General features: G+C 56.2%; 11 protein-coding genes. 7 read left to right on the top strand and 4 right to left on the bottom strand.

Annotated elements, in window-relative coordinates:
- Positions 1-93 precede the first annotated feature (93 nt).
- From JAO29_RS05865 to JAO29_RS05850, 4 genes are all read left to right on the top strand, one after another.
- Positions 94-1,062: a 2-keto-3-deoxygluconate permease gene (locus JAO29_RS05865; RefSeq protein WP_334267259.1), complete on the top strand. Its 969-nt coding sequence runs from the start codon at positions 94-96 to the stop codon at positions 1,060-1,062.
- Positions 1,063-1,165: 103 nt separating this feature from the next.
- On the top strand, positions 1,166-2,071 hold the full coding sequence (kdgD, locus tag JAO29_RS05860; protein WP_334267258.1) for a 5-dehydro-4-deoxyglucarate dehydratase: 906 nt from the start codon (positions 1,166-1,168) through the stop codon (positions 2,069-2,071).
- Positions 2,071-3,423, top strand: coding sequence for an MFS transporter (locus JAO29_RS05855; RefSeq protein ID WP_334267257.1), 1,353 nt, complete (start codon positions 2,071-2,073; stop codon positions 3,421-3,423). The genes kdgD and JAO29_RS05855 overlap by 1 nt, the downstream gene beginning before the upstream one ends.
- The gene (locus JAO29_RS05850; protein WP_334267256.1) at positions 3,420-4,760 is read left to right on the top strand and encodes an enolase C-terminal domain-like protein; all 1,341 of its coding nucleotides are present in this window, start codon (positions 3,420-3,422) and stop codon (positions 4,758-4,760) included. The genes JAO29_RS05855 and JAO29_RS05850 overlap by 4 nt, the downstream gene beginning before the upstream one ends.
- 8 nt (positions 4,761-4,768) lie before the next feature.
- On the opposite strand, the gene garD is transcribed toward JAO29_RS05850, so the two are convergent.
- On the bottom strand, positions 4,769-6,316 hold the full coding sequence (gene garD / locus JAO29_RS05845; protein ID WP_334267255.1) for a galactarate dehydratase: 1,548 nt from the start codon (positions 6,314-6,316) through the stop codon (positions 4,769-4,771).
- Positions 6,317-6,341: 25 nt separating this feature from the next.
- Complete coding sequence (locus tag JAO29_RS05840) at positions 6,342-7,340, bottom strand: amidohydrolase family protein (protein ID WP_334267254.1); 999 nt, start codon at positions 7,338-7,340, stop codon at positions 6,342-6,344.
- A 61-nt stretch (positions 7,341-7,401) separates the two neighbouring features.
- Here JAO29_RS05840 and JAO29_RS05835 point away from each other — a divergent pair, with 61 nt between their 5' ends.
- On the top strand, positions 7,402-8,313 hold the full coding sequence (locus tag JAO29_RS05835) for an N-acetylglucosamine kinase (protein WP_334267253.1): 912 nt from the start codon (positions 7,402-7,404) through the stop codon (positions 8,311-8,313).
- Here JAO29_RS05835 and JAO29_RS05830 read toward each other — a convergent pair whose 3' ends face one another.
- Positions 8,314-9,798, bottom strand: coding sequence for a glycoside hydrolase family 125 protein (locus JAO29_RS05830; RefSeq protein WP_334267252.1), 1,485 nt, complete (start codon positions 9,796-9,798; stop codon positions 8,314-8,316).
- Between the two features lie 141 nt (positions 9,799-9,939).
- Here JAO29_RS05830 and JAO29_RS05825 point away from each other — a divergent pair, with 141 nt between their 5' ends.
- Together JAO29_RS05825 and JAO29_RS05820 are read left to right on the top strand one after the other, a co-directional pair.
- The gene (locus JAO29_RS05825) at positions 9,940-12,264 is read left to right on the top strand and encodes a GH92 family glycosyl hydrolase (RefSeq protein ID WP_334267251.1); all 2,325 of its coding nucleotides are present in this window, start codon (positions 9,940-9,942) and stop codon (positions 12,262-12,264) included.
- Positions 12,261-13,007, top strand: coding sequence for a copper homeostasis protein CutC (locus tag JAO29_RS05820; protein ID WP_334267250.1), 747 nt, complete (start codon positions 12,261-12,263; stop codon positions 13,005-13,007). Before JAO29_RS05825 ends, JAO29_RS05820 begins: the two co-directional genes overlap by 4 nt.
- Positions 13,008-13,032: 25 nt before the next feature.
- Here JAO29_RS05820 and JAO29_RS05815 read toward each other — a convergent pair whose 3' ends face one another.
- Complete coding sequence (locus JAO29_RS05815) at positions 13,033-14,565, bottom strand: sulfatase (protein WP_334267249.1); 1,533 nt, start codon at positions 14,563-14,565, stop codon at positions 13,033-13,035.
- Positions 14,566-14,587: the final 22 nt, after the last annotated feature.

Below are 14,587 nucleotides of genomic sequence, written 5' to 3'. Positions count from 1 at the left end.
CTACACGACGGAGATGGGCCAGGTAGTTCTCCACAACCCATCGAGGAGATGGCCTTCCGCGCCTGAATGAGGCATCATTACTAGCGCGGACAGATGAAGATAAAACAGACGGTGGAACGGGTGCCCGGCGGCTTGATGACGGTGCCCTTAGGTCTGGGGGCGTTGCTCACCACAGCGGCACCCCATATGGGTGAATTCTTTGGTTCCTTCACTGGAGTGCTCTTTACGGGGGCGTTACCCATCCTTGCCGTTTTTTATGTCTGCATGGGCTCGACGATCTCCGCACGAGCCTTACCCGGAGTTGTGAAGCGGGGCGGGGCTTTGTTGGGAGCGAAGGTTGTGCTCGGGGTGCTTTGCGGAGTTGTCCTGGGCAGGATTTTGGGGGCACAGCCGGTCACCGCAGGATGGTTTGCGGGCATGTCCACGCTTGCTGTTGTCGCATCGGTTAACGATACCAATGGTGGTTTATACATGGCGCTGATGCGCCGTTACGGGACCACGGAGGAGGCAGGAGCCTACTCCATCATGGCCGTTGAATCTGGCCCGTTCATCACGATGGTCACGTTGGGAGTAGCAGGGCTGGCGTCGTTTCCCTGGCAGACGATGGTAGGTGCGATCTTGCCCCTATGTATAGGGATGGCATTGGGGAATCTTGATTCGGAACTGCGCGAATTTCTCGGCAGCGCAGCTCCCGCTCTTATACCGTTCTTTGCCTTCGCTTTGGGAACTACGCTTGATCTTCATCTTGTGTGGAGTGCAGGGCTGCTGGGCCTTTTCCTTGGCATAGCAGTACTGCTCGGTTCGGCTCTGGTGCTGATTGCTGTTGACAAGCTGATCGGGGGCAATGGAACCGCCGGTGTCGCGGCCGCGACCACTGCAGGCAATGCGGCTGCAGTCCCGATGCTTGTGGCTGCGGCAGATCCGCAATATGCAAACGCAGCAAAATCGGCTACGGTTCTCGTGGCATCTTCTGTCGTAGTGACAAGTCTGCTGGCTCCGTTCCTGACTGCATCGTGGCACCGATGGGCCGTAACGAAGGCTCCACGGAATGGTCGGAATTAGGCACTATGGCACTCCAATCACTGCGATACAGTCCGAATGAGCTCCACGCTCAGTGCGGTATAGTGGGTAAACAAATTTAGGACGCAGGGTGCAGATGTCAAAGATGAGTCCGTCTGAGCTGGCCAAAAAGATCGGTGAGGGTCTTCTCTCCTTTCCAGTCACGCATTTCAGAGGTGATCTTTCCTTCGATGAAACGCCGTATCGAGAACATATTTCATGGCTTTTACAGTACAAGCCAGCCGGACTGTTCGCTGCCGGCGGAACGGGAGAGTTCTTTTCTCTGACACTCGCCGAATTTTCCGCAGTCGTAAAGGCGGCGGTCGATGAGACCGGAGGAAAAGTTCCTGTCCTCGCAGGATGTGGATACGGAACGGCTATGGCGAAGGAGTTTGCCCAGGCTGCGGAGCAGGCTGGCGCAGACGGCATTCTGTTGCTGCCGCCGTACCTTGTAAACTCCGAAGCCGCTGGGCTAGCAGCGCATGCTGAAGCGGTCTGCTCGTCCACCAACCTTGGAGTGATCTTATACAACCGCGATAACGCCATCATGGACGATGTCACCCTTGCGAAGCTCTGCGACCGCTGCCCGAACCTGATCGGCTTCAAAGACGGCTATGGTGATATCGAACTGATGACCCGCATCTATGCTCGTCTCGGAGATCGCCTTACCTACATCGGCGGTCTTCCAACTGCGGAGACCTTCGCCCTACCGTATCTCGAGATGGGCGTAACCACATATTCTTCCGCGATCTTTAATTTCCTTCCAGGATTCGCTCAGGACTTCTATGCCGCGGTGCGCAGTCGCGACCATGAGAAGGTGTACGCAGGACTCCGTGAGTTTGTGCTGCCCTATATCTCCATACGGAACCGTCGCAAAGGATATGCAGTATCTATTGTGAAGGCCGGCCTGAATGCAATTGGAAGACCCGCCGGTCCTGTTCGATCGCCGCTTGTAGACTTGAATCCCGCAGAGACGGAAGAGTTGAGCCGACTGATTGGAAGCCGCATCTGATGATGGCGGCGGCCGCAGAGCAAAACAGGACCCGCGTTCGCTATCTGATCGTGCTGATGCTCTTTGTTGCCAGCTGCTTCAGCTACGGCGATCGCGTGATGCTCTCTATTGCGGGCATTAGCTTTTCAAAAGACCTGCACATGGATGCGGTCCGCCTGGGGTATCTCTTCTCAGGATTCAGCTGGGCCTATGTTGTTGGACAACTGCCTGCGGGCGGTCTGCTCGACCGGTTCGGGTCGAAGCGGGTCTATGGCTTGAGTATTATCGGATGGTCGATCTGCGCATTTCTGGCAGGATTCGCTGGATATCTGCCTGCAGCCGCAGCTTTTCTGGCGATCTTCTCTCTCCGTCTGGTCTCGGGTCTCGTGCAATCGCCTGTATTTCCGGGAAACGGGCGCATTGTGGCCAGCTGGTTTCCCACTGCGGAACGTGGAAGAGCTTCGGCAATCTTCAATGCATCGCAGTACTTCTCGCTCGTGCTGTTTGCTCCCATCCTCGGATGGATTACGAATGCCTGGGGCTGGAAACAGTGCTTCTGGTTTGTGGGTACTGCCGGGATTCTGCTGAGTCTTGTCTGGTACAGAGTCGTCTACGGGGTGAAAGCGCATCCGCGTATCAATCAGGCGGAGATCGACTATATTGAGCGCGGCGGCGGCCTAGTCAACATCGACCCCGGCAGTGGCTCAACCCAGAGGGCACCCAAACTGACGTGGGTAGCGATAAGAATGCTTCTGAGCAATCGTATGTTGGTGGGCATCTACATCGGCCAGTACTGCATTACTACGCTTACCTGGTTTTTTCTCACGTGGTTTCCGGTTTATCTGAGCCAAGCCCGGCACATGTCCATCACCAAGGTCGGCGTAATGGCGGCGTTACCGGCTCTTTGCGGTTTCGCGGGAGGCATTCTCGGTGGAATCGTCTCGGACAAGTTGCTGCAGGCAGGGCATTCTCTCTCTGTCGCGCGTAAAACACCCATCGTGGCGGGTATGTTGCTTTCTGTAACCATGATCGGTTGTAACTATGCAGACAAGCAGTGGGTGGTGATGGTGCTGATGTCGCTGGCATTCTTCGGCAAGGGCTTTGGTGCGCTGGGGTGGACAGTGATTGCAGATACATCCCCCAAGTCCTTGATCGGCGTCAATGGTGGATTGTTCAACCTGATTGGCAATCTGGCCGGTATCACAACGCCAATCATCATCGGATACATCGTAAAGCGAACCGGTTCGTTCCACGATGCGCTCATCTTTGTCGTTGTGACGGCTCTCATGGCAATCGTCGCCTATCTGCCGATCGTGGGAGAGATTAAGAGGGTCGACCTTCAGTTACCAGATTCAGGACCAAGGACTGCATGAGAAACATCACCGATAGGGAATCCCCACGAGTCAAGAGTATGCGGGTTATCCCCGTAGCGGGACGCGACTCGATGCTACTGAATCTCAGCGGCGCCCACGCTCCATTCTTCACACGCAATCTGGTAGTGCTTACCGATGACACTGGGGCGACTGGGGTAGGGGAGGTCCCAGGGGGAGAGAAGATTCGCGCGGTGCTTGAAGAAAGCCGTGTGCTGGTTGAAGGTGCAAGCATCGGGCTATATAAGCGGATACTTAAAACAGTCCACGAGCGCTTCGCAGATCGAGATACGCAGGGTCGTGGCCTGCAAACCTTTGACCTGAGGACGACGGTCCACGCTGTGACAGCGATAGAATCGGCGCTGCTGGACCTTCTAGGTAAATTTCTGGGAGTGCCGGTGGCGGAGCTATTGGGGGAAGGACAGCAGCGCAGCCAAGTAGACGTCCTCGGGTATCTCTTTTTCATCGGAGACAGAAAGAAGACTAATCTGCCATATCTGGGTGACGAGGCCAATCCCGATTCCTGGTTCAGGCTTAGGCATGAAGAGACGCTTTCGACAGAAGCGATCCTGGGATTAGCCGAGGCAGCGAAGTCGCGCTATGGATTCCGAGATTTCAAATTGAAGGGCGGCGTATTGTCTGGCGATCGGGAGATGGAAGCGGTAACTGCTCTTGCTGAGTACTTCCCCGAAGCGCGAATTACGCTTGATCCTAATGGTGCGTGGTCCCTGGAAGAAGCGGTGCGACTGTGCACGGGGAAGCGGAATGCGCTGGCCTATGCAGAAGACCCCTGTGGCCCTGAGGGTGGATACTCCGGCCGCGAGATCATGGCGGAGTTCCGCCGAGCGACCGGACTACCTACAGCCACGAACATGATTGCAACAGACTGGCGGCAGCTACGGTATGCGGCAGAGTTGCACGCAGTAGATATACCTCTCGCCGACCCTCATTTCTGGACGATGCAGGGTTCGGTTCAGGTGGCGCAGTTTTGCAGGGAATGGGGACTTACGTGGGGCTCTCATTCCAATAATCACTTCGACGTTTCGCTTGCAATGTTTACTCATGTCGCTGCAGCAGCGCCTGGGAGGGTGACTGCAATCGATACTCACTGGATATGGCAGGACGGCCAGCGTCTTACCGTCGAGCCGCTCAGAATCGAAGGAGGGACGCTGACAGTACCGTCGAGACCCGGACTTGGAATTGACTTGGACATGGTACAGGTCGAAGCAGCCCATCGTTTATATCGTGAGATCGGAGCGGCAGGTCGAGACGATGCGGCTGCAATGCAGTTTCTCAGGCCCGACTGGAAGTTCGATCCGAAACGTCCTTGTCTTTGCTGATTGCGTACTCAGGTGATAGGCGCTGGGTTGAAGAGGGCGAATTCATTATGGAGACCCCAGCGGTCGGCGCAGGTCTTCTGTCGTCCGCTGGCAACTTCCAGAATCAGACGAAAGATCTCCTGACCGACATCCTGAATACTGGCCTTTCCCGTGGCAATCGTTCCGGCGTCGATATCGATGAGATCCGACCATCGCTCTGCCAAAGCAGATCGCGAAGCCACTTTAATGACGGGAGCCATCGCTAGTCCGTAGGGTGTTCCACGGCCTGTCGTAAAGACGTGCATATTCATGGACGCGGCAAGCTGCAGTGTTCCGCATACAAAGTCACTTGCGGGAGTAGCGGCGAAGACCAGTCCCTTGGTGGTCACGCGTTCGCCGGGACCGAACACTCCTCGAATTGGACTGGATCCTGATTTGGCGATGGAGCCGAGAGCTTTTTCAACAATGTTTGTGAGACCCCCACTTTTGTTTCCGGGCGTTGGATTTGCACTGCGATCGACGGAACCGCGTTGCAAGTACCTGTCATACCAGTCCATCTCCCGAATCAGCCCATTAGCAATCTCCGCGGAAGCTGCGCGCGCAGTCAGCTGATCGATCGCATCGCGGACCTCAGTTACTTCAGAGAACATGACGGTGGCTCCTGCCCGGACCAGGAGATCGGCGGCGTACCCTACGGCCGGATTCGCCGTAACACCAGAGAACGCGTCGCTTCCGCCGCACTGCAATCCGACGACGAGATCGGACGCCGGACGGGTGACACGGCGCCGCCCGTCGAGCTGCGCCAGTCGCTGCTCGGCCATGCTCATGATGGCTTGCACCATGTCTCCGAAGCTGTGATGTTCTTCGTCCTGCAGACGTACGACATATGGTTGTGTACTCAAGATGGGCAGAGTGTTGCTAGGTAGCATCCGGCTTGGCTGGAGCTTCTCGCAACCGAGGCTGACGACCATGGGCGCTCCGCCAAGGTTCGGATTGAGGCTAAGATTTCTCAGGGTACGGATGGGAATCTCGGCTCCGGGCGCATCAATGGCTACCCCGCAGCCGTAAAGATGGGTGATTGCAACCACGTCGTCGACGTTGGGATACCTGGGCAGAAGTTCGGCTTTGATCTTTTTCACGGCGTAGTCGACAGTTGCAGCGACACACTGCACGGTGGTGCTGATGCCGAGAATATTCTTTGTGCCGACGCTTCCATCGGGGTTGAGGTAGCCCTCAAAGGTGAAGCCCTCCAGCGGCTCAAGCGCAGGTATCTTGCTTGGTGGAGGTAATAATTGATCGAGTGACGGCGGCGGCGGTAACGTGAGAATGCCTTCGTGGATCCAGCTACCGGCGAAGATCTCTGCGGCAGCGTACCCGATGACCACACCATACCGGATTACGGCCGCTCCTTCAGGAATGTGAGTCAGCGCGACCTTGTGGGCTTCAGGGATTGCTTCAGTCAGAACAAGACCGGAGCTGAACACCGTTCCTTGAGGGAGTCCACCCTCATTGACCACAATGGCGACGTTGTCCGATGGATTGACCTGAACGTAGTGTGGCGGAGAGGAGTTTTGCATATGCAGTTTGCCTTATTGGTTGACTCTATTCAAAGCCGAATGGCCATACCCTTTGGACCGTCCTGTACAGGATATCCTCGCGTTCCGGAGTCGATAACCATCCCAGATGGTCACGATAAAGCGAGACCCGTCGGCTATACGAAAGCTCGCTCCCCAGAATTGGCCAGTCGGTACCCCACATAAGCCGGTTCGCGCCAAAGGCATCGCGCAGGCGAACGATTTGATTCATGACATCGGGGTAAGGAAACGACTTGTGAGAGAGCGACCACATGTGGGAGATCTTTACGTAAACCTGAGGATAACGTGCCATCGTCAACAATAGATTGAGATGCTCCACATCTCCTGCTGGAACATCCGCCATATGGTCGATGACCACTTTGAGATCTGGATTTCGGTCGATCAAGACCGCGGCATCAGGGAGTCTAGACGCGGGCAATAGCAGAGTCATCGGAATCTTAAGTTCTGCGCAGCGCCGCCACAGGGGTCGCATGAGAGGACCACGAATCCAGTCGCTCTTTGCCGTCGCATCCGGACTCAATCGGACTCCCCGACAGCCAGCTTCAGTGAGTTCGCTCAGGTGGTCCGGTGCCGCAGGATCTTCCGGATTCACACGGCAGACTCCCTGAAACCTGCCGGGATACCGATGAAGCACATCCAGAAGATAGCGATTGTCCCAGCGATAGTGAATGACCTGAATCAATACAGTGCACGAGACGCCATTCGCTTGCATCAGTTGCAGGAGATCTTCAGCGGAGATATCAAAATCAGGCGGATTGGCTCCGGGCGCAAAGGGGAATTCCTTCGTATGTTTCCACACATGGACGTGGGAGTCGATCATGCGCGCCTTTTTGCTGAGTTCAGGTCCATAACCCAGGAGCGCCGAGTACAAGGATCCCTTACAGAAGAAACGACGGTCCATCAGGCAGGCCTCAAGCGAGTATGTTCCACCATCGTAGGACAAGCCCTTTTTCTGCAGGAAGTGGGTTCCTTCATATGTGAGATTCCGGTTTTGACTGTTCGTCATTTACGATAGAACGTCTCCGCCTAGAAGGCGGAATAAAGAGAGCATCACGAGGACGAGACCGTTGGCGCTTTACCTGGCAGTGGATCTGGGCGGAACCAAGACCGAATACGTATTAGCGGACGAAACGCAAGAGCTTGCGCGCGTGAGGGGTGGCACGATCAAACGTATGCGCACTGACGCGACCACGGCGGAAGAAAACTTCGTTCAGGCAATTCACGAGATTGAGCGAAGATCGGGGGTCTCTGTCAGGGACGTATCGCGGAGCTGCGTGGGGGCTGCAGGAGTCACCGTTGCTCTGGTCACGGACTGGATTCGAAAGAGATTTGCTGAGCATGTAGGTGGAACGCTGATTCTTGTGGGAGATGTCGAGATTGCTCTTGATGGTGCTTTCTTCGGTGGTCCGGGCGTGCTGGTGATGGCCGGAACAGGGTCGAACGTTGCCGGACGTACTAAGGAAGGGAAGTTAACGACTGCTGGCGGGTGGGGCCCTGCTCTCTCAGATCAGGGATCAGGCGCGCGGATCGGTCAACAGGCTTTACGCGACGCGGCGCTTGCTTTAGATGAGGAGCGCTCGACAACACTGTTACCGGCGATTCTGAAGCTCTGGAACCTGAAGAACTTCGATGAATTGGTGGCCTTTGCCAACCAAAATCCTCCACCCGACTTCACCAAACTCGCTCCGGTTGTCGTCGCCTGCGCGGAGGCCGGAGATGCAGTCGCACAAGGTGTATTGCGGCGCGAGGCAGAGGAACTGGCGCATCTGACCCGCATCGTAATCGAACGGCTGCGTCGGGCGGATTCGCATTCCGAGTGGCTGCCTGATCTGGCATTTACCGGAAGCATCCTTGAACATGTGCCGTCCATAAGAGAAGGAATTGTAGAGATTCTGCGCCAGGAACTGCCAAACCTTAAGGTCGTGCCAGGTATGGTCGATCCAATACTCGGCGCCCTTTGGCGCGCTCGCCACGGTTGATCAGGGTCGTAGAAGATTGGGCTTGGTGCCGGCGAGCGTACCCAGAAGTTCTCCGAACAGGGTGTTCGCCCATGCGAACCATGCTCGGGTAAAGCGTTTGGGATCGTCCTTGAAGTAGCTCTCATGCATAAACCCGAAGCCTGCAGCGGAGGTCTTCAGCATCTGCAGCGCTCGGCGGATCTCGTCGTCCTGGGTACTGGTAAATGCGTAGATAATCTGCGACATCGGCCAGATCATGGACCTACCTACATGCGGTCCTCCAATGCCTTCTCCGGCAGTGCCACGGAAGAACCAGGGATTCCGCTCGCTCCAGCAGAAGGCGCGCGTACGCGCATAAAGAGCCGCATCTGGCGAGCTGCTGAGGTATGGCAGCCCCAGCAGACTGGGTACATTGGCGTCATCCATCAACAGTTGGCTTCCGTAACCATCGATTTCATAGGCCCAGATAGTTCCGTCAGCCGTGGGAACGACTGCATGTTCGCGCAATGCCCGCTCAATCTCATCGGCGAGGGAGGACGCGTCGTTTGCAAGTGCATCGTCATGCAAGATTGCGTGCGCCATCTCGGCAAGCTGTCGCATCGAGGTAACCGCAAACAGGTTGGAGGGAATGAGGAACGGGAAGATGCACGCATCGTCGGACGGCCGGAAACCGGACGCGATTAGGCCGATGGGGCGGACTGGATTTCCTAATCCAGCTGCGGGCAGGGTCTCGGTCGATGCATTGGATATGCGTTGGAATCTGTATGGCCCATCGCCGTGCTTGCGTTGCTGGACACGGAACGTAGAGACAATCGTCTTCATCGCATTATGCCAACGATCGTCGAAGGGACTTGTATCGCCCGTCTGTTTCCAATAGCCGTGCGATAGGCGGATGGGATAGCACAGGGAATCCACTTCCCACTTGCGTTCTCCCACCCCCTGACGCAACTCGGTCTTATCCTTCAAACTCCAGGGCAGTGGTGGAGCACTGAGGTCTGCCATGAATGCATTGGCATAAGGGTCGATATGGATGCATCTAGCCTGTCTCCGGATTACCCCTTCCAGGAGATCACGGAGATGTCGATCCTGCTTCGCCAACGGAAGATAGGGCCAGACCTGGGCCGAGGAGTCGCGCAGCCACATAGCGGCGATGTCTCCTGTAAGCACCGCAGTGTCCGGTTTGCCCTCGAATGTTCCCGGCTCGACGGTAGTGTCGAGGGTATTCGGGAAACAGGAGACAAAAAGAGTAGCCAGTACCGGATCAGCGATACGTCCGCTGCGTTCCGTAAGAAACGCCTCAACGGCTTGGCTGTGAAACTTGCGTTCTGAAGGCTTGGGGCGTCCCAGGGACATGTCCCACGGAGCCTTGACCGGCGGAAGCTCTACCGAAGATTGCGGTTCGATAGCGTGAACCTGCAGAGTGTTGAAAAGAGAAGGAGCAACGGTAGCCGCTGCAGCGGAACGAAGGAAACTGCGTCTATTAGAGGTATGACCAGAGGCATTCATTGTTATATGACTTGGTGTCATTCTCACATAGTTGCCGGTCCGTCATCGGTTACGTAAGAATGGTGTGAACGTTCGTCGTCCCCTGGAGCTGCTGTAGCTGTTGCCACCAGCTCATCCAATAATCTCTGCCATGGAGAATGCATGATCAGTCGTAGAAGGTTTCTGGAGCGCAGCGCGGTTGCCTGCGCTGCGAGCGCACTTCCCCTAGATAAGTTTGTATATGCTGCCACAGGTGCAGGCAAGACAGAGGATCCGTTGCAGTGGGTCGATCCTCGAATCGGAACCGGCGGTCATGGGCACTGCTTTCCTGGTGCGGCACTGCCTTTCGGGATGGTGCAACTCAGCCCGGACACATTCAACGACGGTTGGGACTGGTGCTCTGGTTACCACGTCTCCGATAGCTCGATCATGGGATTCAGCCATACCCACCTGAGCGGTACAGGTTGCGGAGATCTTCTCGACTTCCTCGTAATGCCCGGGACTGGGACAGCACACACTGTCCCAGGCGACCGAAACAACCCCGACGCGGGATATCGCTCGCGCTTCGATCATGCGGATGAGCGAATGGAGCCCGGCTACTATTCCGTTCTATTGAAGGACTACAAGATACGCGCCGAGTTGACGGCAACCGAACGTACCGGCCTTCACCGCTACACGTTTCCAGCTAGCGATAAGTCTTACCTCATCTTGGACCTGCAACACGGTTATGGTCCGGATGCCGGCCCCTGTGATTCAGCAGAGCTTCGCCTGGTCGCGCCAGATACCTTGGCCGGTGGAAGACGAACCTCCGCCTGGGGCAAGAATCGTCATGCATACTTCGCGCTGAAGGTTTCAAAGCGCCCTGAGCGTATCGTCTTCTACTCAGATGATAAAGAAGTGCCCGCGCCAGCAATTGGGGAAGAGTTGAAGGGCAAGCATCTGAAATGCGTACTCTACTTCGCCACCAAGGCGAACGAGAGGGTCCTGATCAAGACAGGCATCTCCGGCGCGGATGCAGATGGAGCAGCGAAGAACCTGGCTGCGGAAGCCCCCGGCTGGGAGTTTGATAAGGTGCGAGCGACGGCCCGCGAGACATGGCGACGCCAGATGTCAAAAATACATGTAGCCTCTGCCAACGATGACCACAAGCGAATCTTCTACACGGCTCTCTATCATCTTTCGCTGGGGCCGACGCTCTTTGACGACGTCGACGGTCGCTATCGCGGAATGGATAACGAAATCCACACCCTGCCCAAGGGAGAGCATCAGTTCTCAACCTTCTCGCTGTGGGATACCTTCCGGGCTGCACACCCAACCTACACGTTGATTGAGCAGGAACGAGTCCCTCTGTTCATGAATGCTCTGATCCGTATGGCCGAGCAAAGCCCCGCGGGTATGCCGGTCTGGCCGCTGATGTCGACCGAGACTGGCACAATGACCGGCTATCATTCTGCTGCTGTAATCTCCGAAGCCTGCAACAAAGGTTTCAAAGGTATCGACTACGAGAAGGCCTATGGCCTAATGATGAAGCGGGCCATGGTGGATGACTATCGCGGGCTCGATTACTATCGCAAGCTCCACTACATTCCAGCCGACAAGGAGGGCGAGTCTGTCTCGAAGACATTCGAGTACTGCTACGATGACTGGTCCATCGCCCACGTCGCGCGCAAGCTGGGCAAGAGCGAAGATGCGGCGATGCTCGTCAAGCGCTCGACCAATTATCGAAATTATTTCGACAAGTCGGTCGGTTTTATGCGTCCCAAGCTTGAAGATGGCAGCTGGACGACTCCGTTCAACCCGATCGATCTGGGACACTCCAAGAAGTGGCGCGATTACACGGAGTCCAATGCCTGGCAGACCACCTTCGGCGTGCAGCACGATGCCGCCGGTCTTATCGATCTCTTCGGCGGTCGTGAGGCATTCGTAACCAAGCTTGATGGGCTCTTTACGGCGCCAAGCGATCTTCCGGAAGACGCTCCGCCGGACATCGCGGGTCTGGTCGGTCAGTATGCTCATGGCAATGAACCCTCACACCACATTGCGTATCTTTACGTCTATGCAGGCGCTCCTCACAAGACCCAGGCACGCGTTCGCAGCCTGCTCGAGACGATGTACGCCGCCAAACCGGATGGGATGCAGGGCAATGAAGACGTCGGCCAGATGTCTGCCTGGTACATCCTCAGTTCGCTTGGTTTCTACCCCGTTGATCCAGTCAGCGGAAACTACATCCTTGGATCACCACTCTTTGAGAGTGCTGCGATCGAGCTTGGCGGGGGCAAAAAACTTGAGATGGTTGTGGAGCGGAAGAACCCTTCCGATCAATACATCCAATCCTTCTCGTTGAATGGAAAAGAACAGAAGCGCGCCTGGTTCCATCACTCCGAGATTGCCAATGGAGGAAAGCTCGTCTTTACGATGGGGTCGGATCCGAATCCGTCTTTCGGAACTGATCCCTCCGTCGTCCCCCCCTCCCTCAGACTGTCGTGAGCGGAAGCATCGTTTTTGAACTTTGCGCCGAGAACCTGCAGGCATGTCTTGCTGCAGGTCAAGGCGGGGCTGCTCGAATCGAGCTGTGCTCCGCATTGATCGAAGACGGGCTCACGCCCAGCCATGCTCTTATAGACGCTGCTGTTAAGTGCAGTGGAATCCCGGTCCATGTGCTCCTACGGCCTCGGGGCGGAGACTTCGTCTATAACGATGACGAGTTCAGGTTGATGCGCGACGATCTTCTTCACGCGCGCTCTCTTGGCGTCAGCGGTTTTGCAGTCGGTATACTCCGGACCGATTCCACCGTGGATATCGAGCGCACGCAAGAGCTGGTTGAGTTGGCGGCGCCCCTGGAGGTCACGTTCCACAGGGCCTTCGATCTAACTCCATCGCTTGAGCAATCGCTCGAAGATGTCATCGCTACCGGCTGCAACAGAATTCTAACTTCGGGTGGAGAGCGCGACGTCGTGGTGGGTGCCGGAACTCTTGCCATGCTGGTATCACGTGCTGCGGACCGCGTATCAATTGCGGCGGGCGGAGGCCTAACGATCGAGAATGCAGCCTTCGTGGCCAGCAACTCCAAAGCAAAACACTTCCATGGTAGTCTGCGACGCATGCGGCCGGGACTGCAACGCAACGAACGGCATGGCATTCTTGCGTCCTCGGAGCAACCGCACATCGTTGTTGATCCGGCTGACATCCGCGCTATCCTGCGGCAGCTAGGCGACGCTCCGCACCAATAGACTTCGGGGTCTATGCAAGAGACGCTCATGAAATTTCATTGGCTGTATAGCTCGCGATAAGATCTGAAAGCTTCGAACGAATCGCCGCATGAGCTGGATCATCTGCCAGGTTGACGAGTTCCATGGGATCAGCATGCTCATCGAACAACATGGCACCATTCTCAGCTCTTGCGCCGAACTCGACATAGCGCCATCGTTCCGTCCGGACCGCGGTTCCATGCGTTGTACGGCCATCTTCGCTCCAGATGCTGAAGGCAGGTGAGTCCCATGGAACCGAAGGGTCTTCGAGCAGAGGAAGAAGGCTTTTGCCCTGGATCCCTTCAGGTTGCGGAAGGCCGCACAGGCTAACCAAAGTCGGATAGATATCGAGAGACTGCACGGTTCGATAGCAGCTTCGCCCATTCCCCTTCATACCGGACGCACGAATGATCAGCGGCACACGTGTCCCCATCTCGAAGAGAGAACCTGCCTTGGACCATTTGCCGCGTTCTCCCAGCTGATAACCGTGATCAGGGACGAATACCACGACCGTGTTTTCGCTCAATCCCAGGGCATCCAACTCAGCCAGCACTCGCCCTACGTTCCAGTCCACCCATGAGATGGATGCGAGATACGCGCGTAGCACCATCTTTGCTTCCAGCTCACTCGCTCCCCGACGGATGAAGAGGTCTGCGTTCACTTTTCGAATCGCCGCCGAAGGAAATCCAGGTGGCACCGTTGGCCAAGCGGAAAAGTTCGGGGGGAGCTCAAGTTTTTCGAGATCGTACAGATCATAAAATCTCTGTGGAGCTGCTGGCGGGCTGTGTGGTTTAGAGAATCCACAGGCAAGAAAGAAAGGTCCATTGCGGTGCTTGCGCAGGAAATCGATAGCCATATCTGCGGAATGGTTCTCAGGATGTCCCGTTCCATCGCCGTCGACGACGAGCATCCGATCGGAGTGCGCACCATGTGAGAGATCACCTGCGCTGTCATGATGGGGAAGCGGCCCGGGAATACCAGGTGGCGGCGGAGGTACATTCTGCTGAGGGACCTTTATGACTGTCTCATCGCGAAGTTCTTCTCCTGCGAGTTTAGCTTCGTCGAATCCGACGGTTATCCATGCCTTTGGATCGTCGAGTCCTCCGTGAAAGATCTTTCCCGTTCGGAACGTTGTGTATCCGTGCTCGCGGAAGTGTTGTGGAAGACTGACCCAATCCGGATGAACAGCGCGAAAGTCGGTTCGATTGCCCAGAACGGTAGTGAGTGTCGGTTTTCTTCCTGTCAGCAAGGAAGCGCGGGACGGATTGCACAAAGGGAACTGGCAGTAATTCTTGTCAAACCGAACACCACTACTTGCAAGTTTGTCGAGGTTCGGAGTCTGGGCTCGCGACAGGCTGCCGTAACAGCTGAGTTCTGCATTCATATCGTCTGACATGATGAAGAGCACGTTTTGAGGGCGTAGCTTTCCCGAAGCCGCTGCCGGTTGTGTGTCTATCTCGCTCTCTGCGGCGATGCCACTTGCTGTCAACCCGGCTGTGGCTGCGACACCAGCCAAAAAGCGCCTGCGAGATGCCTTCATCGATCCCTCCACTTCAGGTTCA

Source organism: Edaphobacter sp. HDX4 (assembly GCF_036877565.1).
Lineage (GTDB): Bacteria > Acidobacteriota > Terriglobia > Terriglobales > Acidobacteriaceae > Edaphobacter.
This window is presented reverse-complemented; position numbering and strand designations above follow the sequence as displayed.

Excerpts from the sequence above, each read along its gene's own strand:
- JAO29_RS05865 (WP_334267259.1), top strand. The coding sequence starts at position 94 with ATGAAGATAAAACAGACGGTGGAACGGGTGCCCGGCGGCTTGATGACG.
- kdgD (WP_334267258.1), top strand. The coding sequence starts at position 1,166 with ATGAGTCCGTCTGAGCTGGCCAAAAAGATCGGTGAGGGTCTTCTCTCC.
- JAO29_RS05855 (WP_334267257.1), top strand. The coding sequence starts at position 2,071 with ATGATGGCGGCGGCCGCAGAGCAAAACAGGACCCGCGTTCGCTATCTG.
- JAO29_RS05850 (WP_334267256.1), top strand. The coding sequence starts at position 3,420 with ATGAGAAACATCACCGATAGGGAATCCCCACGAGTCAAGAGTATGCGG.
- garD (WP_334267255.1), bottom strand. The coding sequence starts at position 6,316 with ATGCAAAACTCCTCTCCGCCACACTACGTTCAGGTCAATCCATCGGAC.
- JAO29_RS05840 (WP_334267254.1), bottom strand. The coding sequence starts at position 7,340 with ATGACGAACAGTCAAAACCGGAATCTCACATATGAAGGAACCCACTTC.
- JAO29_RS05830 (WP_334267252.1), bottom strand. The coding sequence starts at position 9,798 with ATGAATGCCTCTGGTCATACCTCTAATAGACGCAGTTTCCTTCGTTCC.
- JAO29_RS05825 (WP_334267251.1), top strand. The coding sequence starts at position 9,940 with ATGATCAGTCGTAGAAGGTTTCTGGAGCGCAGCGCGGTTGCCTGCGCT.
- JAO29_RS05815 (WP_334267249.1), bottom strand. The coding sequence starts at position 14,565 with ATGAAGGCATCTCGCAGGCGCTTTTTGGCTGGTGTCGCAGCCACAGCC.